This window comes from Nonomuraea sp. NPDC051191, from assembly GCF_044455665.1.
Lineage (GTDB): Bacteria > Actinomycetota > Actinomycetes > Streptosporangiales > Streptosporangiaceae > Nonomuraea.
This window is the reverse complement of record NZ_JBITEZ010000024.1, coordinates 55,992-80,630: the sequence shown is the minus strand read 5'-3', so window position 1 is coordinate 80,630 and position 24,639 is coordinate 55,992. Positions and strand designations below refer to the sequence as shown.

Here is a 24,639-nt window from a genome sequence, read left to right as displayed (position 1 = left end):
CGGCAGGCGGGCGGGATGGGCGTCCGGGACGAGGCGCTCGGCCTGTCCGGGGCGAGGCCCTAGGTTTGGCCGGCGGGAAGCGCTCACCTCCATCATCACTGTCAGCCGAGCAGGCCGCCGAGGCGGCCCTCCAGGACGAGCAGCAGGTCGGCCAGCAGGTCGGCGAGCTGGCGTTCGCGGTCGCGGGGAAGCCCGGCCAGCAGCTCGGTCTCGTAGTCGAGCTGCTCGGGCAGCAGGCGCAGGATCAGCTCCCTGCCGCGCTCGGTCAGTGAGAGGTGGGCGACGCGGCGGTCGCGTTCGTCCACCCGCCGGGCGACGAGCCCGATCTCCTCCAGCCGCCTGACCCGCTTGGTCACCGCGGCTCCCGAGGCGAACGTCTCGCGGGCCAGCCTGCCCGGCGTCAGCTCGCCGCCGACCCGGAGCAGGGCGCACAGGAGGTCGTACTCCGGGCGGCTCACGCCGGCGCGTCCGAGCGGGGCGTCGGCGGCCTGCTGCAGGAGCGCGGCGCACCGGTTGAGCCTGCCGATGACGGCGATCGTGTCCAGGTCGGCGTCGGGAAGGACCTGCCGCCATTGCCGCAACGCCTTCGCGACGGCGTCCTCCACGTGGTCGTTCCTCTCCTCGTGACGATCTTCCGGTGGCTCCGATCGTACGCGCCGGGGCCGCCGGGCGGGCGCGGCCGGGGCGGTCACGCGTACAGGGTGGCGAGCCTGCGGTGGCCCGCGCGCTCGGCGGCGGCGACGCGCTCGTGGGGCAGCGCCCCGCTCCACCACTCGCCCGCCGCGACGTCGGCGGCCTCGCGGACCTCCACCAGCGCCGCGCGGAGCCGGTCCCGTTCGTCCGGTTCCGGCGGCTCCTCCAGGATGCGCTCCAGGCGCAGGAGCCCAGCCCGTACGCGCCGGGCCGCCCGCCTGTCCGGAACCAGCACGCACGCCAGCAGGCCGGCCGCCGCGCCGACACACGTGTCCAGCCACCGGTCGGCCACCAGCTCGGCCACCGGCCGGGTCCCGGCGAACTCGCTCATGAGGATGGCCATCGGCGTGACGAACACGCTTCCCAGCCAGTAGTTGCGCGTGATCGCCGCCTCCGTGGCGAACTGCAGCCCCAGGACGGCCACGACGAGCGCCACCGCCCCCAGCCGGGTCACGGGGGCCACCAGGGTGAACAGCCCGACCCCGAGCAGGTTGCCGACGACGCGCTGGAGCGCGCGGCTCCAGGAGAGTGTCGTGTTGGCCGCGAACACGGCGGCCGCCGTCACCACCGCCCAGTACGGCCTGCCCACCCCCAGGGCCATCGAGCCCCACCCGGCCGCGGCGGCCCCGGCGAACACCATCGCCACCACCCGCCACCGCCTTCCCACCTCGGCGAAGACCATCGCCACGGCACGCCGCCGCCCTCCCACCTCGGCGGCCACCCGCGCGGCACCGGCCCGGCCGCCCTGCTCGGCGGCAATGCCGGCGAGTTCGGCCCGCTCGGCCGCGGGCGGCGCGACCTCGCGCAGGGACGGCAGCGGGCGGCCTTCACGCAGGTCGCGGGCCCAGCCGGTCAGCTTGTCGGCGCAGCCGATCGGTTCCCCGGCGGCGCCCGCGCCCGCCGACTCCGCGCGGATCAGCAGCCGGGACAGCGTCTCGCGCCGCCGGGCGGGGACGCCGGAGCTCAGGAGCGTCTGCCAGGCGGCGTTGACCGCCGCCGCGGCGGCATGGCGCGCCTGGTGCCGTTCGTGGGTCTCGCGCTCCCGGGGGAGGTCACCCGTTTCGGGGACGGTCCGGAGCAGGCGGGCGGTGGATTCGAGGGCGCGGGCGACGGCGACGCGTTCGGGTCCGTCGGGACGCAGGAGGCCGGGGGCCATGCCGACCGTCCAGGCCAGGAGCCCGCCGAGCGCGCCGAGGCCCACGTGCGCGGGTACGTCGCCCAGCTGCTGCGGTACGAAGACCGCACCGGCGGCGACGAAGGTGAGCACCACGTTCCCCGGCGGCCCGATCCGGGTGGCGTCGCAGACCGCCTTGTGCAGCCCGGCCAGCAGGGCGGCCACCGCCACCCGGACGGCGACCGAGTCGGTGAGTGACGAGGTGACCAGCGCGACCGCCGTGCCGGACAGCATGCCCAGCACCACCCAGGCCAGCGCCCTGGCACGGGCCGCGTACGGCAGGCCGTGCCCGTACAGGGCGCACATCGAGCCCGCGGCGGCGTACGGCACCAGGTCGAGCCGCCCGGCCCAGAGGAGGGCGACCAACGGGACGGCGAGGGCGGCGACGGCACTGAGAGCGGGTTTGTGCCAGATGTCGCCGACGGGCCCCAGGCGCAGCGCGGCGCGCACGGGCAGGCGCGCACGACGCCCGTACGGCGGGGACGGGGACGGCAGGGCTGGGGATCGGAGGGCACTGGACATCCCTAAAAGTTTACCAGGTGTTTTACCTGTGAAATAAACCAGGTGGATGGCGGATCCTGCAACCGGTGATCAAGCGGCGGTCAAGCCGTCCCGGCTAGAAACTCCTTCGGAATCCGACGGAACGAGCCGCCCGCGCACCGGGCGGAGGACAGAACTGGGGAAGCACAGTGACCACGGGAACCCTGCTGGCTGTGGCGATCATCGCCGGGACGACGCTGATCACGGCCGCGGTCGGCGTGCCGTTCCTGATCATGGCGAGGAACGGGCAGCGGCTCCTGGCGACCGGGATTCCCGCGCTGGCCGTGGTCGAGTCGATGGCCGACACCCACATGACGGTCAACGACCAGCCCGTCGTCAGCTTCGGCCTGGTGGTGCAGCCGGACGAGGGCCCCGCCTACCGGGTCGCCCACCGTCAGACGCTGCCGCGCGTCCCCATGGGCCTGGTGGTCCCGGGCGCGGTGCTGCCGGTGAAGGTGGACCCGGCCCGGCCCGACCGCGTGCGCATCGACTGGGCCGCCTGGCGCCCCTCCCCCGCCGACGCCCCCTGGCGCCCGGCCACTCACTGAGCACGCCACCGCGACCACCGTCGCGTACGCCGCCGTGAACACCATCGAGAACGTCACCGAGGAAACCGCCGTGAACATCCGCCTGGAACACCGCCGGGCGGTCACGGCAGGACCGCCGCGCGGGCTCTCGTGAACGGCGGGTGAATTCTGCCGTAAGGTCGCCTTTCCGGGACGCTCGCCCGACAACCGCACTCCCATAATCCCTCTCATGGGGGATATCTCGCGAAATGGGGTGCGATGAAGCGGTGGATCGGCGTCGTCCTGGCCGCCGTTCTGGCCGGGGTGGCGGTGGTCGCGGTCGTCCTGGGGAACCGCGGGCCCGAAGCGCCGGAACCGTCCGTGGTACGCGGCGTCATCGGCTCGGAGAAGAAGCCGTTCTTCGACGACCCGGCGGTCAGGGCCGCCTTCGCCCGGCACGGCCTGCGGGTCGAGGTGGACACCGCCGGCTCCCGCCAGATCGCCACGGACGTGGACCTCGGCCGGTATGCCTTCGCCTTCCCCTCCAGCGCCCCCGCCGCCGAGAAGATCAAGCGCGCCCGGGGCGCGACGACGACGTTCTCGCCGTTCTACTCGCCGATGGCGGTCGCCACGTTCGAGCCCATCACGAAGCTGCTGGCCAAGGCGGGCCTGCTCAACAATTCCAGCAAAGGCCCCCAACTACTCGATATAAAGAAATATCTGGAATTAACGGCTAAAGGCACGCGCTGGGATCAAATTCCGGGGAACGATGTCTACCGGGCTCGCAAGCGGGTGCTGCTCACCACCACCGACATCCGTACGTCCAACAGTGCGGCCATGTACCTGGCGGCTCTCGGCTACGTCGCCAACGGCGAGAACGTGATCACCTCCGACGCGCAGATCGCCCGGATCGCCCCGGTTCTCACCCCCGTCGTCCTCGACCAGGGCTTCTCCGAGACCACGAGCGAAGCCTCCTTCGACGACTATCTGGCCCTGGGCGCGGGCAAGACGCCGATGCTCGTGGTGTACGAGGCGCAGTACCTCTCCCACGTCTTCGCCCGCGACGGCGCGATCAGGCCCGACATGCGGCTCGTCTACCCCTCTCCCACGGTGCTCAGCAAGCACACCCTGGTCCCGCTGTCGGCGCCCGGCGCCCGTGTCGGCGAGCTGCTGACCGGCGACCCCGAGCTGCGTTCGCTGGCCGCGGCGCACGGCTTCCGCACCGCCGACCCGCGGGCGTTCGCCGACCGGGCCGCCGCGGCGGGCGCGCCGGTCGCCGACCTGGTGGACGTGGTCGAGCCGCCCGTCTACGAGCGCCTGGACAAGCTGATCACCACGATCGACGCCTCCCGCCCGTGAACGCGCCCCTTCCGGCCCCTTTCAGCAAGGAGAACTCCGACGTGTCCGATCTGGTGCTCACGCCGCCCGCGCCGGTCCAGCCGGTGCCGGTCGAGACGGCGGCCGGCATGCTGCCCCTGCCCGACGGGCGCGCGGCCGAGCTGGCCGCCAGGGCGCAGGACTTCGCCGGCGAGCTGAGCGGCCTCGACCCGCGCTCGCCGGAGTTCGGCCGCAAGGTGCACGACATCGCCTCGATGGGCGACACCGAGATCAGGTCCGCCTCGCAGGCGGCCAACCGCATGCTCAAGCGTCCGGTGGCGGCCCTGGACGCGGCCCGCGGCGAGGGCGCCGACGCCCAGGCCAGGGTGGCCGCCGACCTGGTGGCGCTGCGCCGCACGGTGGTGGACCTGGACCCCAAGCAGGCGTCCGGCGGGACGCGCAGGCTGCTCGGGCTGATCCCGTTCGGTGACCGGCTGCGCGACTACTTCGCCAAGTACCACTCGGCGCAGCGGCACCTGGACGACATCATCCGGGCGCTGAGGTCCGGCCAGGACGAGCTGCTGCGCGACAACGCCGCCATCGAGGGCGAGAAGGCGAACCTGTGGGAGACGATGACCCGCCTCCAGGAGTACGTGGTCATGGCCAAGGCCATCGACGCGGCCCTGGAGGAGCGCATCGCCCTGGCCGACGAGGAGCGGGCCACGGCGCTGCGCTCCGACGCGCTGTTCGCGGTGCGCCAGAAGCACCAGGACCTCCTCACCCAGCTCGCCGTCTCCGCGCAGGGCTACCTGGCGCTCGACCTGGTCCGCAAGAACAACCTGGAGCTCAGCAAGGGCGTGGACCGGGCGGCCACGACCACGGTGGCGGCGCTGCGCACGGCGGTGACGGTCGCGCAGGCGCTGGCGAACCAGAAGCTGGTGCTCGACCAGATCACCGCGCTGAACGCCACCACGAGCGACCTCATCCTGGCCACCAGCGAGATGTTGCGCACGCAGGCGGGCGCGATCCAGAACCAGGCCGCCTCGACGACCGTGGACCTGGACACGCTGCGGCAGGCGTTCGACAACGTGTACGCCACGATGGACACGATCGACGCCTTCCGCGCCAAGGCCGTGGACAACATGGCGGCGACGGTGGACAGCCTGGGCGCCGAGCTGGAGCACGCCCGCACGTACCTGGAGCGTTCGCGGGAGTCGGCGTGAGGCGCGGCGCCGGGTGCGCACTCGCGGCCGTCCTGCTCCTTGCCACCGCCTGTGGGTCCGGCGACGGCGGGCCGCCCGCCGACGGCCCCGAGGTGCTGCGGGTGCTGGCCGGCAGCGAGATCAAGGACCTCGAACCGCTGCTCGGCAAGGCCGCCGCGGAGGTCGGGGTGCGGGTGCGGCTGACGTACACCGGCACGTTGGACGGCGCCGAACGGGTCGCGGGCGGGCGGGCCGACGGCGAGCTGGACGCGACCTGGTTCTCCTCCAACCGCTACCTGTCGCTCATCGACGGCGCCCCGGCCAGGCTGTCCACGCAGACCAAGATCATGGTGTCCCCGGTGGTGCTCGGCCTCAAGCCCGCCAAGGCGCGGGAGCTGGGCTGGGACAAGGGCCGGGTGTCGTGGTCGGACATCGCGGCGGCGGCCAGGCAGGGCCGGTTCAGCTTCGGGATGACGAACCCGGCCTCGTCCAACTCGGGGTTCTCGGCCCTGGTCGGGGTGGCCGCCGCGCTCTCCGGCGCCGACGGCGCGCTCAGCGCCGAGCAGGCCCGCGCGGTGACGCCCCGGCTCAAGGACTTCTTCTCGGCGCAGCGGCTGACGGCCGGCTCGTCGGGCTGGCTGGCCGACGCCTACGCCCGCGACCCGGACGTGGACGGCATGGTCAACTACGAGTCGGTCCTGCTCGGCCTGCGCGACCCGGTCACGCTGGTCTACCCCGACGACGGCGTGGTCAGCGCCGACTACCCGCTGACGCTGCTCGCCTCGGCCGCCGAGCCCAAACGGCGGCTGTACGGGAAGCTGGCGGCCTGGCTGCGCACCCCGGCCGTGCAGCGGGAGATCGTGACCGGCACGCACCGGCGGCCGATCACGCCCGGCGTGGCCCCCGATCCGCGCTCCGGCGCGGCCCAGCTCATCGAGCTGCCCTTCCCCAACCGGCGCGGCACGGCCGACGAGCTGATCGCCACCTACCTCGACCGGGTGCGCGTCCCCGCCGAGGCGCGGTTCGTGCTGGACACCTCCGGCTCGATGAGGGGCGACCGGATCGACGCGCTGCGGCAGGCGCTGGTGGCGCTGACCGGCGCCGACACCTCGGCCTCGGGCACGTTCTCGCGCTTTCGCGGCCGGGAGTCGGTGACGATGATCCCGTTCAACGACCGGCCGGGGACGCCGGTGCCGTTCACCGTCCCCGAGCGCGACCCGGCGGACGCCCTGGCGCGCATCAAGGAGTTCGCCGAGGGCTTGCAGGCCAACGGGGGCACCGCGATCTACGACAGCCTCGCCGCGGCCTACGACCGTCCCGTCCCGCCGGGCCACTACGGCTCGATCGTGCTGATGACCGACGGCGAGAACACCGACGGCTCGGACTACGCCGCCTTCGAGTCCCGCTACCGCGCGCTGCCGGAGGATCGGCGGCGCACGCCCACGTTCGTGGTGCTGTTCGGCGAGAGCGACGACGGGGAGATGCGCCGGATCGCGGCGCTGACGGGCGGGGCCGTGTTCGACGCCCGCTCGACGTCGCTGAGCGGCGCCTTCAAGGAGATCCGTGGCTATCAGTGAGCGCGTCCTGCGCTACCTGGGCTCGACCAGGAACATCGCGGGCTGCCTGCTGGCGCTGCTCGGCCTGGCCGCGCACCTGCTAGGGCTGGCGGGCGCGTTCTGGCCGGTGGTCGTGGCGGCCCTGTACGGCGCGGGCGCCCTGCTGGCCCCGCCCGAGCGCCTGCGGCTGAGGGTCTCGCACGCCGAGATGGAGACGTCGGCACTGCGGGCGGACCTCGACGCGCTGCTGCGCCGGATCGAGGGCCGCTTCCCCGCCGACGTGCACCTGGCCGTGGAGGGCATCGCCGAGGTGGTCAGGGGCGTGCTGGGCCGGGCCGAGCAGCTGGCCGCCTCCCCCGACGAGCTGCACGTGGTGTCCCGGACGATCCGCGGCTACCTGCCGGCCGGCCTGGAGGCGTACGCGAACCTGCCGCGCGGGTACGCCCTGACCCGGCGGGCCGGCCGGGAGCGCAGCGCCCATGAGGAGCTGCTGTCCCAGCTCGCCCTCCTGGACGCCCGCCTGCGGGAGGTCGCCGACGCCGTCCACCGGGGTGACGAGCAGGCGCTGCGCGACCAGGGCCGCTTCCTGCGCGACCGGTTCGGCGGCTCGGACCTGGACCTGGACTGACCTCTGCCCCGGGCCCTGTCCTAGTCCTGCGCTCCCGGGGTCACCCGTTCGAGCTCGAAGACCAGCGCGGACGCCGGGCGCAGGGCGGGGCCGGGAAGGCCCAGCTCGGCCAGCGCCGCGCCCGGCAGCCGGGCCGGCGCGAACACCCACTGCGGCAGCCCGGCGCCCTCCGGCAGCGGGCCCGCGGCGCGCACCTCGTAGAGCGCGTCCGGGTCGAGCCCGGGCAGCCGCAGCGGCTCGGGGCTGACGGCGACGCGGCTGGTGAGCTGGACGCAGGCGAACACGGCCCGCTCGGGCAGCACGACCCCGTGCAGCAGCGCCGACGGGTCGGGGTGGTCGGCCCGCACGACCCGGCCCGCGTGCAGCACCGGCCGCAGCCGCTTGTGCAGCGCGATCCAGACGCCCAGCTCCGCCAGCTCCTCCGGGCTCGCCGAGGTCAGGTCCCACTCCACGCCCATGTGGCCGAACATCGCGGTCGCCGCCCTGAACGCCAGCGGCAGCGCGCGGCCGGTGATGTGGTCGTGGGGCGCGCCGACGTGGCAGCCCATGCGGTCCGGCGGCACCAGCAGCCCGGTCCAGCGCTGGATGGCCTGCCGGTCGAGGGCGTCGTTGCAGTCGGAGGCCCAGACGCGGTCGGTGCGGGCCAGGACGCCGTAGTCGATGCGGGCGCCGCCCGACGAGCACGACTCGATCTCCAGCCCGGGGTGGCGGCGGCGCAGCTCGTCGATCAGCCGGTAGGCCGCCGCCGTCTGCGCGTGCACGCCGGGCGTCCCGTCGTGGACGGGCTCGGCCAGGTCGCGGTTGTGGTCCCACTTGATGTAGTCGAGCGCGTACTCGCGGGTCAGCGTGTCGAGGCGGTCGAGGAGGTGGTCGTAGACCTCGGGCCGGGCCAGGTCGAGCACCTGCTGGTTGCGCCAGAGCACGGGCGGCCGGGCGGCGCGGGCGAGCATCCAGTCGGGGTGGGCGCGGGCCAGGTCGGAGTCGGGGTTGACCATCTCGGGCTCGAACCACAGGCCGAACTGCAGGCCCAGCTTGCGTACGTGCTCGGCCAGCGGGTGCAGGCCGTCGGGCCACACGTCCTCGTCGACGTACCAGTCGCCGAGGCCGGCGCGGTCGTGGCGGCGGTGGCGGAACCAGCCGTCGTCGAGCACGAACCGCTCGACGCCCGCGGCGGCCGCCTTGTCGGCCAGGTCGCGCAGCCGGTCGAGGCCGTGGTCGAAGTAGGTGGCCTCCCAGTTGTTGAGGGTGACCGGGCGTACCGGGAGCGGGCGGGCGGCGCGCAGGTGGTCGTGCAGGCGGCCGCTCGCCTCGTCCAGGCCGCTGCCGGACCAGGTGAAGTAGACCCACGGGGTGGTGTGGCTCTCGTCCTGGGTGAGGGTGATCTCGCCGGGTTCGAGCAGTTCGCCGGCCGCCAGCACGGCCTGGCCCTCGACGAGCCGTTCGGCGTAGTGGACGTGGCCGCCGCTCCACCCGGCGTGCACGGCCCACACCTCGCCGGCGCGGAAGCCGAAGCCGGGCGTGCCGGCGACGAGCAGGCCGGTCGCGTCGTGGCCGGTACGTCCGCGGTGGTTCTCCCGCGACCACACTCCCTGCCCGAACTCCCGGCGCTGCGGCACCTTCTCCAGCGCCCACCGTCCGGTGAAGTCCAGCAGCTCCCCCGCCCGCGCGGGCAGCGGCAACGCGCAGACCAACCCCTGCAGCCGGTACGGCGAGGCGGCGGTGTTGGTCACCGTGTGCCGCATCGTCACGACGCCGGAGGCGTCCATGACCAGCTCGCTGAGCAGCCGCAACCCCGCCTCGGCGTCCACGGCGGCGACGGTGACGCGGCCGCCGGCGCCCGGCTCGGCCGCCGTCTCGACGTTCTCGGCGGTCCAGCGCACCGGCCAGTGCTCGCCGGCCCGGTCGCCGGACAGCCCCGGCCGGCCGAACCAGGACTCGTCCTGGCCGGGCAGCAGCGACAGGGCAGGGGTCAGCGACAGCAGGGCGGGCAGCAGGTCGGCGCCGGTGACCGCCCCGAGGTCGGCGCCGAAATGCCGCACCCGCGGCAGCCCGGGGCCGGAGTCGTCGAGCACCAGGGCCGAGCCGGCCGCGGAAAGGATGACGGGGGGCACGTCACGCTCCTCTAGGTCGAGAAAACACATGAAATATCACGTGAGACGAGACGTTACCCGGCTGGCGCGGCAAGGGCCCGCCGTGACGGGCTGCCCGGCCTTTCCGGCCCCTGGGCGGCGGAGGAGAGAAAGGGGGCCTGCTCCGCGAGCCCGGACAGGAGGGCATGTACACTCCTCTTCGGAAACAGACCGTAGCGCTGCGTGACGCATCATGGCATCCGGCGTCTTCGGCCAGGGGCGGGTCCCCGTAGTCAGCAGCACTTTCCCCCGCCCGGACCAACAGCGGGGAGCCGACATGGATTCTCTTCACCTGACCACCAGCCGCCACGACACGACCGTGACCGTCTCCCTGTCCGGAGAGCTCGACATCGCCACCACCGAGGCCGTCCGCGGCCACCTGCTCGGCGTGCTGGAGGAGGCCGGGCGGGCGCGCCGGCCGGACATGTCCGTGGTCATCGAGGTGAGTGGCCTGTCCTTCATCGACGCGGCCGGGCTCGGCATCCTGGTCTCCGTGCACAACCAGGCCGCCCGCGGGCACACCAGGGTGCGGCTGGCCAACGTCCCGCCCAACATGAAGCGCCTGCTGCGCATCACCGGCCTCGACGCGCACCTGACGCCCCAGTCGTAACGGTAGGCCCGCCTTGAGTAGGTTGTGGGCGTGTCGATGATTCAGGTTCCTGGCCCGATCCCCGCCAGGCTGGAGGACGGGTTCGACCGCGTGCTGCGCGAGCAGCGGCTGCCCGCCGGGTTCCCCCAGGACGTGCTCGACGAGGCCGACTGGGTGGCTCAGGTGCCCAGGCTGGACGCCAAAGACCTGACCGACGTGCCGTTCGTGACCATCGACCCGCCGGGCTCGATGGACCTGGACCAGGCCCTGCACCTGGAACGGCTGCGCGACGGCTACCGCGTCTGGTACGCCATCGCCGACGTCGGGGCCTTCGTCCGGCCCGGCGGCCCGATCGACGCCGAGGCCCGCACCAGGGGCGAGACGGTCTACCTGCCGGTGGGCAGGGTGCCGCTCCATCCCAAGGTGCTGTCGGAGGGCGCGGCGAGCCTGCTGCCCGGCGCGACCCGGCCGGCCGCGGTCTGGCGGATCGACCTCGACGCCGACGCCCGCATCATCGGCGCGGACGTGCAGCGCGCCCGGGTGCGCAGCCGCGAGCGGCTCGACTACGCCTACGTGCAGGCGGCCGTGGACACCGCCACCGCCGACGGCACGCTGGGCCTGCTGGCCGAGATCGGCGCGCTGCGGCTGGGGCTGGAGCGGGCGCGTGGCGGCGTCACCCTGCCCACGCCCGAGCAGGAGGTCGTCCGGGACGGCGACGGCGGCTACCGGCTGGAGTTCCGCGTGCCGCTGCCCGCCGAGGCGTGGAACGCCCAGATCTCGCTGCTGACCGGCATGGCCGCCGCCTCGATGATGCTGGACGCCGAGGTCGGCATCCTGCGCGTGCTGCCCGCGCCGCAGCCGGACGACCTGGCCAAGGTGCGCAGGGTCGCGCAGGCGCTCGGCGTGCCGTGGCCCGAGGGCGCCGGTTACGGGGCGGTCGTGCACGACCTCGACCCGAAGAACCCGCAGCAGGCGGCGTTCCTGCAGGAGTCGAAGGTGCTGCTGCGCGGCGCCGGGTACGCGGCCTTCGACGGCGCGCCGCCCAAGCTGGCCGAGCACGCGGCGGTGGCGGCGCCGTACGCGCACGTCACGGCTCCGCTGCGGCGTCTGGTGGACCGGTACGCGACCGAGGTGTGCCTGGCGGTCGCGGCGGGCGAGCCGGTGCCCTCCGACGTACGGGCCGCGCTGCCGCTGCTGCCCGACATCATGTCGGTGACCGGCCGCCGCGCCGGGGCGGTCGACCGGGCCTGCGTGGACCTGGTGGAGGCGTTCCTGCTGCGGGAGCGGATCGGGCAGTCGTTCGAGGCGATGGTGATCGACGTGGACGAGCGCCGCGGCGGCGGCCAGGTGCAGCTCGTCGACCCGGCCGTGATCGCCCGCTGCGACGGCGTCCTGCCCCTGGGCGAGCGGGTCACCGTACGCCTGACGCAGGCCGACCCGGCCACCCGCGAGGTCCGCTTCACCCTGGCCTGAGACCGCCCGCCTACCCCACGGGCATGGTGAGGGCCGCGCGCGGACGACCTCGCGCGCGGCCCCGGTGGCCCTGTGCTCACCGCTTGAGCGGCGACCATCCCGCGCCGACCCCCAGCAGGTGGAGGGCGACGCACAGCAGCCCGGCGGTGGTGAGCGTGCCCGCGGTGAGCACGTTGCCGACGGCCGTGCCGGCGATGTCGAAGATCAGGGCGAGCAGGAAGAACAGGGCGGCGATGAGAGCGAACACGGGCTACCTCCCGAGCTGACCGGACCCCGGCGCGACGCGCGGGAATCCCTTTCCTACGCCTTGGGGATGTCCGCCGGGTTCAGCTGGGAAACTGCCCCGAGGGTGACGATCTGTAGCCATATGACGACACCAGCTTGACCGGCCGGTCAGTCGGTCCCGGCGCGCATGCCGTCGCAGACCACCGCGGCCATCCGCCCGGCCGCGCCCCTGGCCCGCGCGTGGCGTTCGGCCGCCAGGGCTCCGCGCAGCAGGTCGCGCACGTCGTCGGCGGACAGCTCCCGGCGTACGGCCCCGGCGCGCTGCGCGCGGGCCAGCAGCCGGCCGAGCGCGTCGGCGAAGTCGGCCTCCAGGACCGAACCGAGCCCCGCGCCGCCTTCCAGCAGGTCGCACAGCGCCCGGTTGGCCGCCGCCTGCTCGGCGACCCGGCGGAACCAGCCGAAGAAGGCCCGCCCGGCGTCCTCGGCGGTGGCCAGCGCGCGGGCGTCGGCCACGAAGCGTTCGGCCCGGCCCAGCAGCACCGCCTCCAGCAGCGCCTCCTTGGTGGGGAAGTGCCGGTGGACGGTACCGACCCCGAACCCGGCGCGGCGGGCGATCTCGTCGAGGGAGATGGTCAGCCCGTCGGCGGCCAGCGCCTCCTGCGCGATCTGCAGGACCCGCTCGCGGTTGCGGCGGGCGTCGGCGCGTAACGGCCGGGCGGAGCGGTGGTCGTCGCCCACGGGGAACCTGCCTTCGGCAAGCGGAGGGAGGGCTCCGATTCTACCGGGCGGTAGCCCGGCGTGGCGCGGCCGCCCGCCCTGGCCGGAGCCAGGAGGGGCGGCCGCTTGGGACCCCGCGCGGACCTTCGGCGCGGTGCCGTCGGACCGTGCCACAAGGACGTCGCCGTCAGGACCGGGCCGTCAGGACCGGGCCGTCAGGACCGGGCCGACAGGACCGGGCCGACAGGACCGGGCCGACAGGACCGGGCCGACAGGACCGGGCCGACAGGACCGGGCCGTCAGGGCGGCGTGCTCAGGCGCGGCCGGAGGCCGAACGAGCCGACGCGCTTGAGCCGGATCCGCTCCTCGCGAGGCACCGGCTCCACCTCCACGATCCGCGCGCCCTCCGGCACGTGACGCAGGTCGTGCGTGATGAGGATGGTGGTGCGCCCGGCCATCAGCCGCCGCAGCGGCTTCATGATCTGGGCGACCGTGGCGTCGTCCAGCCCGGTCATGGGCTCGTCGAGCACCAGGACGGGCGCGTCGCGCAGGATGGCCCTGGCGATCCCGATCCGCTGCCGCTGGCCGCCCGACAGCAGCCGGCCCCGCTGCCCGACCGGGGTGTCGTACCCCTGGGGCAGCAGCTTGACGAAGTCGTGCACGCCGGCCGCCTCGGCCGCCCTGATCACCTCGTCGAGCGAGGCGCCCGGCCGGCCGTAGGCGATGTTGTCGCGTACGGACCCCGAGAACAGCAGCGTCTCCTGGTGCAGGATCGCCACGCTGTCACGCAGCGACTCCCGCGTCAGGCCCCGGATGTCGCGGCCGTCGAGCAGGACGCGTCCCTGTCCCGGGTCGTAGAAGCGCAGCAGCAGCTTGGCCATCGTCGACTTGCCGCTCCCGCTGGGCCCGGTGCAGACGATCAGCTCGCCGGGCCCGGCGGTGAACGACACGTCGCGCAGGGCGGGCCGCGTGCGTCCCGGATAGGTGAAGCCGACGCCGTCGAACTCCACCCGTCCCTCGGCCCGGCCGGGCAACGCCACCGCCCCCTCGGGGTCGGTGACGAGGGGCCTGGCGCGCAGGACCTCGATCACGCGGTCGGACCCCGCCGCCGCCTCCGACACCGTCAGCGCGAGCTCCCCCAGGCTCTGCACGGCCGGGTAGAGCATCGCCAGGTAGGCGGCGAAGGCGAGCAGGCCGCCCAGGGTGAGCCGTCCGGAGACGATCTCCCAGGCGCCGAATCCGATGACGACGATCAGGCAGACCGTCTCGATGACCTGGACGACGGGCTGGTAGAGCCCCGACAGCCAGGCCTGGGACAGGTTGGCGCGCAGCCAGCGCCGGCCCTCGCCGTGCAGGCGCCCGGACTCGGCCCCCTGCCGGTTGTAGGCCTGGACGAGCGCCTGGTTGGCCAGGCCCTCCTCCAGCACGCTGTTCATGGCGCCGTTGCTGAGCCGCTCGCGGGCCGCCGCCGTCCTGAACCTGGCCGCGAACAGCTTCGAGACGACCAGGAACGCCGGGATCAGCGCCACCGTGACGAGGGCGAGGTCCCAGCGGATCAAGAAGGCGGCGCCGGCGAAGAAGATCGCGCTGGCCGCCGTGGTGAACAGCTTGACCAGGCCGGAGCCGATCAGTTCCTCGATGGCCTGGATGTCGTCGGTCAGCCGGGCCATCAGGTCGCCGAGCCGCCGGTTCTCCGAGAAGTCCGGCGACAGGGTCTGGATGTGCGCGAACACGCGGTCGCGCAGGGCCAGCAGGAATCTTTCCGCGCCGTACGCCGTGGCGTACGTCCCGACGAAGGACGTCACCCCGGCGAAGGCGGCGAGCCCGAGCCAGGTGAAGGCGGGCGCCCAGAAGGCGTCCAGATCCCGTGTGGCGAGCACGTCGTCGGTGATGTGCCCGAACAGGCGGATCGCGGCGACCTCACAGAGTGCTGCAAGGACGGCGAACACCACGCCACACGCGAAAAACCGGCGCAGGCCTTTCGTGTCCGGCCAGAACTCGCGAAAGGTTCGGCGAATAGACACTGCGGGAGCGAGTTCACGGCCGGAGAGCGCAAGGGAGAGCCGGCGGCTGGGCCGCCGGCTCTCACGGGGTTGCTCTACCACCCCCAGCCCCACCACCTGCGGAAGTTGCAGCAGCGGCGGCGGGCCCACCGGCGCCTACGGCAGCGCCAGGACTCCTGGAAGCCGGCCTGGGTCAGCTGGTTGCTAGCCATATCTTCCTCCCCCGTATGGCTGTTCCATTCGACAAATGGGACGATACCCACGAATTCACGGCAAATCACCAGAAGTTCGGCTGTTAATACGAGACTTGACCGGTGAATCCCGGCCACAAAGGCGCTTCCGAAGGCCCGTTAAATGAGCCGTAAATCGCCAAATCCGCTAATAGCGGTCACGGAACGCTCAAAGATGCTACTCAGAACTGGTTCTCACCTAATCGGAAAACCCGAAGGGCGGGCGGATCCGGCCGGATCCGCCCGCCCTTCGCGGACATTCCCGCACACCCAGGTGATGCGAGGGGATTCAGGTGAGCGCAGAGGCTCAGGTGAGCGAGGAGTAGGCCACCACGCCGCGCCGCATGGCGTCCATCGCCTTGCCCGCGGTCTGCTTGATCTTGCTGCCCTCGGGGGCCGCGTTCCCGAGCTGACCGAGCAGGTCCATCAGCTGCTTGATCCACCGTACGAAGTCGCCGGCCGCCAGCTCGTTGCCGGCCACGCCCTCCATCAGCACCGCGTCGAGGCTGTGGCCCTTGGTCCACCGGAAAGCCGCCCACGCGAACCCCAGATCGGGCTCACGGATCGTGGACAGCCCGTGGTCGGACTCGATGCCCTCCAGCTCGCCCCAGAGCCGGATCATCGACGACAGCGCGTCCTGGGCCCGCCCGGCGGGCACCTTGGGACGGCGCGCGTCGTCGGACTGCCGTGACTCGAACACCAGCGCCGACACGCAGGCGGCCAGCTCGGCCGGTTCGAGCTCCTCCCACAGGCCGCCGCGCAGGCACTCGGCGGTCAGCAGGTCGAGCTCGGTGTAGAGGCGGCCCAGGCGGCGGCCCTCGTCGGTGACGGTCTCGCCGTCGAGGTAGCCGAGCTGCTCCAGCACCGAGCAGATGCGGTCGAAGGTGCGCGAGATGACGTGGGAGCGGCCCTCGACGCGGCGGCGCAGCCCCTCGGTCTCACGCTGCAGCTTGTAGTAGCGCTCGGCCCAGCGGGCGTGGTCCTCCCGCTCGTCGCAGCCGTGGCAGGGGTGCTGGCGGATGAGCCGGCGCAGCTCGTTGACCTCGTCGTCCTCGATCGAGTGGTCGCGCGCCCTGGCCGGCTTGCCGAGGTCGCGGTCGCCGATCTTGGCCAGCAGGGTGGAGACCAGGTTGGCGCGTTCCTTCGGCGAACGGCCGTTGAAGTTCTTGGGGATGCGCAGCTTCTCCAGCGGCTCGACCGGCACCGGGAAGTCGGCCGGGTCGAGCTTCTTGATCTGCTTGCCGATCGTCAGCACCAGCGGGTTGGGGCCCTGGCCGCGCGGGTTGCGGCCGGGGTCGAGCACGATCGCCAGGCCCGCCCTGCGCCCGCCCGGCACCCGGATCACGTCGCCGGGCTGGAGCGCCTCCAGCGAGCGCGCGGCGGCAGCGCGCCGCGCCGCGCCGCGCTGCTTGGACAGCTCGGCCTCCCGGTCCGACAGGCGCCGGCGCAGCGCGGCGTACTCGGGGAAGTCGCCCAGGTGGCACGTCATGGCCTCCTGGTAGCCCTCCAGGGCCTCCTCGTGCTTGCGCAGCTGCTTGGCCAGGCCCACGACCGCCCGGTCGGCCTGGAACTGCGCGAACGACTCCTCCAGCAGCGTGCGGGCGCGCTCGCGACCGAACTGGCCCACCAGGTTGACGGCCATGTTGTAGGACGGCTGGAAGCTGGAGCGCAGCGGGTAGGTGCGGGTGCCGGCCAGCCCGGCCACCGACAGCGGGTCCATGCCCACCTGCCACAGCACGACCGCGTGGCCCTCGACGTCGATGCCGCGCCGCCCGGCCCGCCCGGTGAGCTGGGTGTACTCGCCCGGGGTGAGGTCGGCGTGGGTCTCGCCGTTCCACTTGTCGAGCTTCTCGATCACCACGCTGCGGGCGGGCATGTTGATGCCGAGCGCCAGCGTCTCGGTGGCGAAGACGGCCTTGACCAGGCCGCGGGTGAACAGCTCCTCGACGACCTCCTTGAACGCCGGCAGCATGCCCGCGTGGTGGGCCGCCAGGCCGCGCTCCAGGCAGTCGCGCCACTCCAGGTAGCCCAGCACGGCCAGGTCCTCGTCGGGCAGGTGCGCGGTGCGCTCGTCGACGAGCTGCCTGATCTCGTGGCGCTCACGGTCGGTGGTCAGCCGGATCCCGGCGTGCAGGCACTGCTGGACGGCCGCCTGGCAGCCGGCGCGCGAGAAGATGAACGTGATCGCCGGGAGCAGCCCCTCGGAGTCGAGCTTCTCGATCACCTGGGCCCGGTCGGGCGGCCGCGAGCGGTGGACCTTGCCGTAGCCGCCGCGCCCGCGCCGCCCGGCCATGAGCCGCTCGGCGTCGCGCGTCACCCGCATCAGCGTGGGGTTGATGCGCAGCGTCAGGTCGTCGGTCATGAACATGTCGTAGATGCGGTTGCCGACCATCATGTGCTGCCACAGCGGCACCGGCCGGTGCTCGTCGACGATGACCGTGGTGTCGCCGCGCACCTCGCCCAGCCACTCGCCGAACTCCTCGGCGTTGCTGACGGTCGCCGACAACGCCACCAGGCGCACCGACTCCGGCAGGTGGATGATGACCTCTTCCCACACCGCGCCGCGGAAGCGGTCGGCCAGGTAGTGGACCTCGTCCATGACGGCGAAGCCGAGCCCGGCCAGGGTGGCCGAGCCGGCGTAGAGCATGTTGCGCAGCACCTCGGTGGTCATGACCACGATCGGGGCCTCGCCGTTGACGCTGTTGTCGCCGGTGAGCAGGCCGACCTTGGCCGTGCCGTAGCGCTTGACCAGGTCGTTGTACTTCTGGTTGGACAGCGCCTTGATGGGGGTGGTGTAGAAGCACTTGCGGCCCTGCTCCAGGGCCAGGTGGACGGCGAACTCACCGACGACCGTCTTGCCCGACCCGGTGGGCGCGGCCACCAGGACGCCGTCGCCGGCCTCCAGGGCCCGGCAGGCGTCGAGCTGGAAGTCGTCGAGCTCGAAGTCGTAGAGGCCGCGGAACGTTCTCAGCGCCCCTCCGTCGTCCCCGTGCTTCTGACGGAAGGCCGCGTAGCGTTCCGCTGGCGTTGTCATACCCGTCACCCTACCGAAATCGCCATTCCGGTCCGTCCCGGCGGACTCGGCCCACGGCGAACGGCCTTTACGTTGTAGATCAAGTGATCACGCGGAGCGCGCCGGGCTGGATCTCGCAGGTGACCGGCACCGGCCCCACGCGCTCGCCGTCGGCGTAGGCCACCACGTCGGACGCCTCCAGCGTGACCCGGCGGGCCCGCCGCACCGACACCGCAGGATGGCCCACATGCGTGCCCCGGTAGACGCCGGGGAAGACGCGCAGGAACTCGCCCTTGGACACCGCGCCGACCATCATCACGTCGAGCAGGCCGTCGTCGGGCGAGGCGTCGGGGCACACGCGCATGCCCGCCCCGTACGAGCGGGTGTTGGCCACGGCCACCATCATCGCCTCCTGCTCGACCACCTCGCCGTCGTCGAGCGTGACCCGGAACGGGATCGGCCGGAAAGCGCGCAGCTCCTCGGCCACCGCCACCAGGTAGCGGCCCTTGCCCGGCGGCCAGGTGCGCCGGTTGGCGCGCTCGTTGACGCGCGAGTCGAAGCCGCAGCACAGCACCCCGGCGAACAACTCCTCCGACTCCCCCGCCCGGACGCGGGCCGCGTCGACCGGCCGGGCCCGCATCCGCAGCACGGTCCTGGCCGCGGCCAGCGGGTCGCGGTGGGCCAGGCCCAGGGCGGCGGCGAAGTCGTTGCCGGTGCCGGCCGGGATGATGCCGAGCGGCACGTCGGTGCCCGCCACGGCCTGGACGGCCAGATGGACCAGCCCGTCGCCGCCGAAGGCGACCAGCGCGTCGGGACGCTCGGCGACGGCGGTGCAGGCACGTTCGAGCGCGTCGGCGGCGTCGGAGCCGACGATCACCGACAGCTCGGCGCCGCCGGCCCGCAACCGGCGGGCGACGGGTTCGAGCAGTCGCAGGGTGCGCCCGCCGCGCGCGGCGGGGTTGACGAGCAGGGCGATTTGGGGGGCCACGCCCGGAACCTATCGCCTATCGGGCGCCATCGGAATCCTCGGCCTCCGGCGGGACGTCCGCCAGCGGGGAGGCCTCGTCGTCGGACAGGTGCGAGAAGTCCTCGCCCGCGGGTCTGCGGCGCTCCCGCGCGTACATGAAGAGCTCGGCGAGGAAGTACAGGATGATCATCGGCGCGGCCAGCGCCATCATGGTGAGCGGGTCGCCACCGGGGGTGATGACCGCCCCGAACACGAACATCGCGAAAATCACCGTACGCCGGTGCTTCTTGACGGCCGCGTGGGACAGGACGCCGATGACGTTGAGGAAGACCAGCAGCAGCGGCAGCTCGAACGACACGCCGAAGATCAACAACATGATCAGGACGTAGTCGAGGTACTCGTCGATCGAGATCGTCGCGACGGTGTCCTCAAGGGAGAAGCTCAGCAGGATGCCGAGGCTGGTGTCCATGATGACGTAGGCCAGGCCCGCGCCGAACACGAACAGCGGGACCGCCAGCCCGAGGAAGGCGATCGAGTAGCGCTTCTCGTTGCGGTAGAGGGCAGGGGTGACGAAGGCCCAGATCTGGTAGAGCCAGACCGGTGAGGCCACCACGACGCCCACCATCGCCGAGACCTTCAGCGTGATGAAGAAGGACTGGAAGATGCCGTTGTAGACCAGGCTGCAGTGACCGTTGAGCTGGCGCGACTGCACCGTCTCGCAGTAGGGGGCGCGCAGCGCCTCCCACACCGGGTCGAACAGGATCCAGCCGACGACGATCCCCACGACCACCGCGAGAACCGCGATGAGCAACCTGTTGCGCAGTTCGCGCAGGTGCTCCATGAGCGGCATCCGGCCCTCGGGGTCGGGGGCCGATCCGGAATCGCTCGACCGTTTGAGCAGCGCCATTCGCAGTCCAGGGGTGAGGGAGGAGGAAGGGGGGTCAGCCTTGCTTGTCGGCCTGGGCGGCGGCGCTGGCGCGCAGCCGGGCGGCCTGCTCCTCTAGCTGGCGGGCCTGCTCCTCGGCCGACAGCGCGGGGGCCGGGGCGGGAGCGGGGGCCGGGGCGGGCGTGATCGGCTGCGGCGCGGGCTGCTGCGCCGGAGCCGGAGCCGGAGCCGCCTGGGCCTGGACCGTGGTGTGGGGCGTGTCGTCGTCGTCATCGCGGAGCTTGGCGGTCTCCGACTTGAAGATGCGCAGCGACCTGCCGACGCCTCTGGCCACATCGGGCAGCTTCTTGGCACCGAACAGCAGGACGAGCACGCCTGCGATGATCAGGAGCTCGGGAACTCCAAGGTTCGACATGAAACGTCCTTTATCAGCGAGTGCCGGTCTTCAGCCCCGATGGTACGCCCCCAGGGGCCGTGGTCTCATCTCCCCGGGGCGTCAATCTGGCCTGCATGGGCTCCAGACGCGCCTTCGCCGCGGCGACCTCCCGTTTCAGGGAACGTGCCGCGGCCGCGGCCCTCGCGCCCGCGACGCCGAGCACGGCCAGCCCGGCCAGGACCAGCCCGGCGGCCCAGAAGATCCACGTCATGACTGCTGAGCGTACAGGGCCAGGGCCCGCTCGGCCTCCTCGCGCACGGTCTCGGCCATCCGGGGCGGGGAGACGACCCGGCCGGTGTCGCCCAGCCGCAGCGCCAGCTTGACGATCCAGTCCTCGTCACGCGCCCGCAACGTGATCTTCAGCCGTCCTTCACCGAGCTCGGCGACCTCCTCGCACGGGTAGTACTCGGCCACCCACCGCCCGGCCGCGCTGACCTCCAGCTCGACCAGCTCGTCGGTCGGCGAGGGACGGAAGACGCCCCGGGTGACGTCGATCGGCTCGGCCTCCGCCGGCGGGTCGGCCGGCACGTCGAGCACGTCGACGCCGAGCACCCGGTCGAGCCGGAACAGCCGCATCGCCTCGGCCCGGTAGCACCAGCCCTCCAGGTAGGTGCGGCCGTCGACGACCACGACGCGGGTCGGGTCGACCTCGCGCGGGGTGACCTCGTCGCGCCCGGGCACGTAGTAGCGCAGCGACAGCCGGCGCCGGCCGGTGAGCCCTTCGCGCACCCGGCCGAGGGCGTCGGGGGCGGCCTCGACGTCGAAGGCGACCTGGCTGCTGACGGTGGCCGCGCCCTCGCCCGCGGCGCGCTCCAGCTTGGCCACCACGCGCGGCAGCGCGTCGCCGGCGGCCACGTCGGCCAGCTCGGGGGTGGCGGCCATCATGCGCAGCGCGACCAGCAGCGCGCTGGCCTCGTCGATGCCGAGCCGCAGCGGCCTGGCGATGGTCTCGGCGTTGTCGATGATGATCTCGCCGCCGTCCCAGGAGACGTCGATGAGGTCACCGGGGGTGTGGCCGGGCAGGCCGCACATCCACACCAGTTGCAGGTCGTCGATGAGCTGCTTCTCGCTCAGCCCGAACACCTCGGCGACCTCGCCTACCTGCGCCCCCGGATGGGACATCAGGTACGGCACCAGCGCCAGCAGCCGGGGCAGCCGGTCGGCCGAACCGCTCATGCCAGGGTTCCCTTCAGTCGGCGGATGACGGCCTCGCGGGCGTCCGGCGGCCCGACCACCTGGACGTCGGCGCCGAGGCTGGCCATCCAGCCCGCGAGGCGTTCGGGGTCGGTGAAGGCCAGCTCGGCCTCGTCCCAGCCGTCCTCGCGCGGACGCACGGCCCTGGCCAGCTGGCGCAGGCCCTCGCAGCAGCCCCGGCGCACCCGGATGACGGCGACGCGCTCGTCCACCGGCTCCTCGGGGAAGCCGACCATGGCCCGCAGGTCGACGCCGTGGGGCACCTCGACGACGCCGGGGCGGCCGACGGCGCCGACCGGGCCGGTGATGCGGCTGAGGCGGAAGGCGCGCGGCGCGGCGCGGTCGCGGTCGAACCCGGCCAGGTACCAGCGCCCGCGCCGGCTGACCACGCCCCAGGGCTCGACGGTGCGGGCGCGCACGGTCTCGCTGCCGGAGGCGCGGTAGTCGAAGCGCACCACGCGGCGGTCGCGCACGGCGTCCCACAGGGCGGGGAAGGCCGGGTCGCGGGTGTCGACGCGCAGCTCAAGGGCGCCGCCGCCGATCGGGCCGCCGACCGGCTCGTCGGTGGCCACGCCGGCGGCGCGCAGCTTCAGCAGCGCCCCCGAGGCGGCCTCGGCCAGGCTGGCCCGCTGCCACACCTGCGCCGCCAGGCCGAGCACGGCGGCCTCGTCGGCCTCCAGGGTGATCTCCGGCAGCTCGTACGACTGGGGATCGATGCGGTAGCCCGGCTCGTCCTCCCACGGGTCGCGTACGACGTCGATGGGGATGCCGATCTCGCGCAACTCGTTCTTGTCGCGTTCGAACATGCGCTGGAACGCCTCGTCGCCATCGCGGTCGTAGCCGGGAACCGCCTGGCGGATCTGCTCGGCCGACAGCGGGCGCCGGGTGGCGAGCAGGCAGATCACCAGATTCAGCAACCGCTCGGTCTTACGGCGCGACATCTGCCTCACTCCTCCTTCATCGACGCTACCCTGCCCCCGTGATCAGATGGCGCAAGGGCGAGGTTGTCCGGATCCGACGCGAGTGGCCGGGAGCGGTGGAGCTGGACGTCGCCGTACCCGAAGGTGAGTGCCGGGCACTGGCCTACCCCCCATTGGTGGGCCGCCCGGAACCCGGCGACGAGGTGCTGCTCAACACGACCGCACTCGCGATGGGTCTCGGTACGGGAGGTTACGCCATGGTGGTGGCCGTCCCGAACCGTTTGCCGCAAGATCCGGAGGGTCCGGGGCACCTGGTGAAGGCCCGCTACACCCCGCTGCAGGCCACGGTGCTGGGCGCCGACGAGCAGGATTCGGAGTTCCACGACGTCCTGAGCGAGGCCGACGACCTGGCCGGGATGCCGGTGATCGTGGCCGATCTGCATTCCGCGCTGGCCCCGATCCTGGCCGGCCTGTACGACGGCGCCCCCGGCCTGCGGGTGGCGTACGTGATGCAGGACGGCGGCGCGCTGCCCGCCTGGTTCTCGATGTCGGCGGCCCGCCTGCGCGAGGTCGGCTGGCTGGCCGGGGTGGTCACGACGGGCCAGGCGTTCGGCGGCGACGTCGAGACGGTCACCGTGCACACCGGGCTGCTGGCGGCCCGGCACGTGCTGGCGGCCGACGTGGCGGTCGTCGCGCAGGGGCCGGGCAACCTGGGGACGGGCACCCGGTGGGGCTTCTCGGGCGTGTCGGCGGGCGAGGCGGTCAACGCCGCCGGGGTGCTGCGCGGCCGTCCGGTGGCGGCGCTGCGGGTCAGCGAGGGCGACGCCCGCGAGCGGCACGTCGGCCTCTCCCACCACTCGCTGACCGCCTACGGGCGGGTCGCGCTGTCGCCGGCCGACGTGGCGGTGCCGGAGCTGCCCGGCGCGTTCGGCGAGCGGGTGCGCGACCAGGCCGGGCCGCTGGCGGCGCGGCACCGGCTGGTGCCGGTGCCGGTGGACGGCCTGCACGAGGCGCTGCGCGCCGCGCCCGTGAAGCTGTCCACCATGGGCAGGGGCCTGGAGGAGGACCTGGCCTACTTCCTGGCCTCGGCGGCCGCGGGCAGGCTGGCGGCCTCGCTGCTGTCGTAGGAGTCCTTGTACGTGAACGCCTCGGGGCTCGGCCCCTCGGTCCTGAGGCGTTCCAGCCGCCGCATGCCCTCGGCCAGCGAGGGGATGTGCCCCTCGGGCACCCACCACATCACCATGTACGGCTCGGCCACGCGCAGGAACCACTCCCTGCGCCGGCGCAGCACGCCCAGGTGGACGCTGCGGTAGGTGAAGTCCCACAGGGTCTGCAGGGACTCCCACACCGAGAAGTTGATCAGCAGGTGGTCGCCGAAGTCGTGCACGACGGTGGCGGTGGGGTCGCTCTCGCTCTCCTTCATCCGCCACACGAAGCCGGGGGCCTCGTCGGCGACGGCGTTGACGGGTTCGAGCAGGGCGACGAACTCGGCGAGTTCGGGGGCGTCGATGGGCGCGCGCAGGTGCGCGACGTTGAGCTGGGCCAGATGCATGGGGCTCAGCACATCATCACCGCGGCTTCTATGTCAATCTTCATTTGTTTTAGAAAGGGAGACGCAGCACTCCCCTGGCCGCGGATCCAGCCGCGCCCTGCCCGGATCCTCACCCATGCCCTCCAGCAGCCCCTGGCACAGCGCCAGGTTCATCGAGCACACCAGCAGCGGCTGCTCCTGGGACAGCAGGTGGAAGGGGCAGTTGCGCAGCCGCAGCGCGCCGCCCTCGTCGTAGGGCTCGTAGCCGCGCTCACGCAGCACACGGTCGACGGGCTCACCGGACCGCCCCCTGGCGAGGCGCGCGCCCGCCCGGCGGGCCGCCTGCTCGGCCTGCTCCTCGGCGCCCAGCAGCTCCACCACGTCGGCCAGCACCGAGGCGGGCGTCGCGTAGTCGCGCGGAGGCAGGCTGACCGTGCGCTCGCCCTTGGCCCGGCGGTAGACCTTGGCCGGGCGGCCGCTACCGGGCCCCTTCCTGTCCTGGGGGCGGAAGCCGCTCTCCAGCAGCCCGGCCTCGACGAGCTTGTCGAGGTGGTGGCCGGCCAGCGTGCGGGACACGCCGGCGGCCTCGGCGGCCTCACCCCGGCCGACGTCGCCGCCGCCGGCCGTCACGGCCTCGTACAGGCTGCGGCGCACGGGGTCGTGCAGCAGGCCGAGCGCCTGCAGGTCGTCGTCACTGCTCACAGCCGGAG

The 24,639-nt window shown here is 73.1% G+C and carries 23 protein-coding genes; 8 read left to right on the top strand and 15 right to left on the bottom strand.

All coding sequences use genetic code 11. From position 1 onward, the window contains the following. Positions 1-101 precede the first annotated feature (101 nt). Positions 102-605, bottom strand: coding sequence for a MarR family transcriptional regulator (locus tag ACIA8R_RS46640; protein ID WP_357706922.1), 504 nt, complete (start codon positions 603-605; stop codon positions 102-104). 83 nt (positions 606-688) lie between these two features. Beyond that, on the bottom strand, positions 689-2,389 hold the full coding sequence (locus ACIA8R_RS46635; RefSeq protein ID WP_397044301.1) for an FUSC family protein: 1,701 nt from the start codon (positions 2,387-2,389) through the stop codon (positions 689-691). A 167-nt stretch (positions 2,390-2,556) separates the two neighbouring features. Between ACIA8R_RS46635 and ACIA8R_RS46630 the strand changes: the two genes are divergently transcribed. The 5 genes from ACIA8R_RS46630 to ACIA8R_RS46610 all read left to right on the top strand — a co-directional run bounded on the left by ACIA8R_RS46630 (position 2,557) and on the right by ACIA8R_RS46610 (position 7,616). Continuing rightward, positions 2,557-2,955 (top strand): hypothetical protein, encoded by a 399-nt coding sequence (locus ACIA8R_RS46630; protein WP_357706924.1) that lies wholly within the window; start codon positions 2,557-2,559, stop codon positions 2,953-2,955. A gap of 237 nt (positions 2,956-3,192) precedes the next feature. Continuing rightward, on the top strand, positions 3,193-4,272 hold the full coding sequence (locus ACIA8R_RS46625) for a hypothetical protein (protein WP_397044299.1): 1,080 nt from the start codon (positions 3,193-3,195) through the stop codon (positions 4,270-4,272). A 41-nt stretch (positions 4,273-4,313) separates the two neighbouring features. Further along, positions 4,314-5,453 carry a toxic anion resistance protein gene (locus ACIA8R_RS46620; RefSeq protein ID WP_364095674.1) on the top strand — a complete coding sequence of 380 codons (1,140 nt, stop codon included), beginning with the start codon at positions 4,314-4,316 and terminating at the stop codon, positions 5,451-5,453. Continuing rightward, positions 5,450-7,009, top strand: a complete 1,560-nt coding sequence (locus tag ACIA8R_RS46615) for a substrate-binding domain-containing protein (protein ID WP_397044297.1) — start codon at positions 5,450-5,452, stop codon at positions 7,007-7,009. The genes ACIA8R_RS46620 and ACIA8R_RS46615 overlap by 4 nt, the downstream gene beginning before the upstream one ends. Further along, a complete protein-coding gene (locus ACIA8R_RS46610; protein ID WP_364095668.1) occupies positions 6,996-7,616 on the top strand; it encodes a hypothetical protein in 621 nt (206 codons plus the stop codon). Before ACIA8R_RS46615 ends, ACIA8R_RS46610 begins: the two co-directional genes overlap by 14 nt. A gap of 20 nt (positions 7,617-7,636) precedes the next feature. Here the strand turns inward: ACIA8R_RS46610 and ACIA8R_RS46605 are convergent, their stop codons facing one another. Beyond that, complete coding sequence (locus tag ACIA8R_RS46605; RefSeq protein WP_397044295.1) at positions 7,637-9,757, bottom strand: alpha-galactosidase; 2,121 nt, start codon at positions 9,755-9,757, stop codon at positions 7,637-7,639. Between the two features lie 265 nt (positions 9,758-10,022). On the opposite strand from ACIA8R_RS46605, the gene ACIA8R_RS46600 reads away from it, so the two are divergent. Together ACIA8R_RS46600 and ACIA8R_RS46595 are read left to right on the top strand one after the other, a co-directional pair. Next, positions 10,023-10,355 carry an STAS domain-containing protein gene (locus ACIA8R_RS46600; RefSeq protein WP_397044293.1) on the top strand — a complete coding sequence of 111 codons (333 nt, stop codon included), beginning with the start codon at positions 10,023-10,025 and terminating at the stop codon, positions 10,353-10,355. Between the two features lie 36 nt (positions 10,356-10,391). Continuing rightward, entirely contained in the window at positions 10,392-11,807 is a 1,416-nt protein-coding gene (locus ACIA8R_RS46595) for an RNB domain-containing ribonuclease (protein ID WP_397044371.1), read from the top strand. A 76-nt stretch (positions 11,808-11,883) separates the two neighbouring features. On the opposite strand, the gene ACIA8R_RS46590 is transcribed toward ACIA8R_RS46595, so the two are convergent. The 10 genes from ACIA8R_RS46590 to ACIA8R_RS46545 form a co-directional block, all read right to left on the bottom strand. Next, positions 11,884-12,054 carry a hypothetical protein gene (locus ACIA8R_RS46590; protein WP_352331507.1) on the bottom strand — a complete coding sequence of 57 codons (171 nt, stop codon included), beginning with the start codon at positions 12,052-12,054 and terminating at the stop codon, positions 11,884-11,886. A 146-nt stretch (positions 12,055-12,200) separates the two neighbouring features. Next, positions 12,201-12,770, bottom strand: a complete 570-nt coding sequence (locus tag ACIA8R_RS46585) for a helix-turn-helix domain-containing protein (RefSeq protein WP_357706934.1) — start codon at positions 12,768-12,770, stop codon at positions 12,201-12,203. Between the two features lie 278 nt (positions 12,771-13,048). Beyond that, a complete protein-coding gene (locus tag ACIA8R_RS46580; RefSeq protein ID WP_397044290.1) occupies positions 13,049-14,698 on the bottom strand; it encodes an ABC transporter ATP-binding protein in 1,650 nt (549 codons plus the stop codon). Between the two features lie 591 nt (positions 14,699-15,289). Further along, positions 15,290-18,016, bottom strand: a complete 2,727-nt coding sequence (locus ACIA8R_RS46575; protein ID WP_357706937.1) for a DEAD/DEAH box helicase — start codon at positions 18,014-18,016, stop codon at positions 15,290-15,292. A 79-nt stretch (positions 18,017-18,095) separates the two neighbouring features. Further along, positions 18,096-18,983, bottom strand: a complete 888-nt coding sequence (locus ACIA8R_RS46570; protein ID WP_364095653.1) for a YegS/Rv2252/BmrU family lipid kinase — start codon at positions 18,981-18,983, stop codon at positions 18,096-18,098. A 16-nt stretch (positions 18,984-18,999) separates the two neighbouring features. After that, on the bottom strand, positions 19,000-19,869 hold the full coding sequence (gene tatC, locus ACIA8R_RS46565) for a twin-arginine translocase subunit TatC (protein WP_357706939.1): 870 nt from the start codon (positions 19,867-19,869) through the stop codon (positions 19,000-19,002). A gap of 34 nt (positions 19,870-19,903) precedes the next feature. Continuing rightward, entirely contained in the window at positions 19,904-20,263 is a 360-nt protein-coding gene (gene tatA, locus ACIA8R_RS46560; RefSeq protein ID WP_357706940.1) for a Sec-independent protein translocase subunit TatA, read from the bottom strand. Between the two features lie 13 nt (positions 20,264-20,276). Then, complete coding sequence (locus tag ACIA8R_RS46555; protein WP_357706941.1) at positions 20,277-20,495, bottom strand: hypothetical protein; 219 nt, start codon at positions 20,493-20,495, stop codon at positions 20,277-20,279. Next, entirely contained in the window at positions 20,492-21,460 is a 969-nt protein-coding gene (locus ACIA8R_RS46550) for a WYL domain-containing protein (protein WP_357706942.1), read from the bottom strand. The genes ACIA8R_RS46555 and ACIA8R_RS46550 overlap by 4 nt, the downstream gene beginning before the upstream one ends. Then, positions 21,457-22,419, bottom strand: a complete 963-nt coding sequence (locus ACIA8R_RS46545) for a WYL domain-containing protein (protein WP_357706943.1) — start codon at positions 22,417-22,419, stop codon at positions 21,457-21,459. Before ACIA8R_RS46545 ends, ACIA8R_RS46550 begins: the two co-directional genes overlap by 4 nt. A gap of 38 nt (positions 22,420-22,457) precedes the next feature. Here ACIA8R_RS46545 and ACIA8R_RS46540 point away from each other — a divergent pair, with 38 nt between their 5' ends. Beyond that, positions 22,458-23,525, top strand: coding sequence for a DUF3866 family protein (locus tag ACIA8R_RS46540; RefSeq protein ID WP_364095645.1), 1,068 nt, complete (start codon positions 22,458-22,460; stop codon positions 23,523-23,525). Here the strand turns inward: ACIA8R_RS46540 and ACIA8R_RS46535 are convergent. Next, positions 23,471-23,950: a DUF3291 domain-containing protein gene (locus tag ACIA8R_RS46535; protein WP_364095642.1), complete on the bottom strand. Its 480-nt coding sequence runs from the start codon at positions 23,948-23,950 to the stop codon at positions 23,471-23,473. The genes ACIA8R_RS46540 and ACIA8R_RS46535 overlap by 55 nt on opposite strands. Before the next feature lie 33 nt (positions 23,951-23,983). Then, positions 23,984-24,631, bottom strand: a complete 648-nt coding sequence (locus ACIA8R_RS46530; protein ID WP_357706946.1) for a helix-turn-helix domain-containing protein — start codon at positions 24,629-24,631, stop codon at positions 23,984-23,986. Positions 24,632-24,639 lie beyond the last annotated feature (8 nt).

Bases quoted from the DNA above. Each gene is read 5' to 3' on its own strand.
- tatA (WP_357706940.1), bottom strand. From the start codon at position 20,263: ATGTCGAACCTTGGAGTTCCCGAGCTCCTGATCATCGCAGGCGTGCTC.
- ACIA8R_RS46600 (WP_397044293.1), top strand. From the start codon at position 10,023: ATGGATTCTCTTCACCTGACCACCAGCCGCCACGACACGACCGTGACC.
- ACIA8R_RS46575 (WP_357706937.1), bottom strand. From the start codon at position 18,016: ATGACAACGCCAGCGGAACGCTACGCGGCCTTCCGTCAGAAGCACGGG.
- ACIA8R_RS46545 (WP_357706943.1), bottom strand. From the start codon at position 22,419: ATGTCGCGCCGTAAGACCGAGCGGTTGCTGAATCTGGTGATCTGCCTG.
- ACIA8R_RS46595 (WP_397044371.1), top strand. From the start codon at position 10,392: ATGATTCAGGTTCCTGGCCCGATCCCCGCCAGGCTGGAGGACGGGTTC.
- ACIA8R_RS46635 (WP_397044301.1), bottom strand. From the start codon at position 2,389: ATGTCCAGTGCCCTCCGATCCCCAGCCCTGCCGTCCCCGTCCCCGCCG.
- ACIA8R_RS46625 (WP_397044299.1), top strand. From the start codon at position 3,193: ATGAAGCGGTGGATCGGCGTCGTCCTGGCCGCCGTTCTGGCCGGGGTG.
- tatC (WP_357706939.1), bottom strand. From the start codon at position 19,869: ATGGCGCTGCTCAAACGGTCGAGCGATTCCGGATCGGCCCCCGACCCC.
- ACIA8R_RS46535 (WP_364095642.1), bottom strand. From the start codon at position 23,950: ATGCATCTGGCCCAGCTCAACGTCGCGCACCTGCGCGCGCCCATCGAC.
- ACIA8R_RS46550 (WP_357706942.1), bottom strand. From the start codon at position 21,460: ATGAGCGGTTCGGCCGACCGGCTGCCCCGGCTGCTGGCGCTGGTGCCG.
- ACIA8R_RS46605 (WP_397044295.1), bottom strand. From the start codon at position 9,757: ATGTGTTTTCTCGACCTAGAGGAGCGTGACGTGCCCCCCGTCATCCTT.
- ACIA8R_RS46555 (WP_357706941.1), bottom strand. From the start codon at position 20,495: ATGACGTGGATCTTCTGGGCCGCCGGGCTGGTCCTGGCCGGGCTGGCC.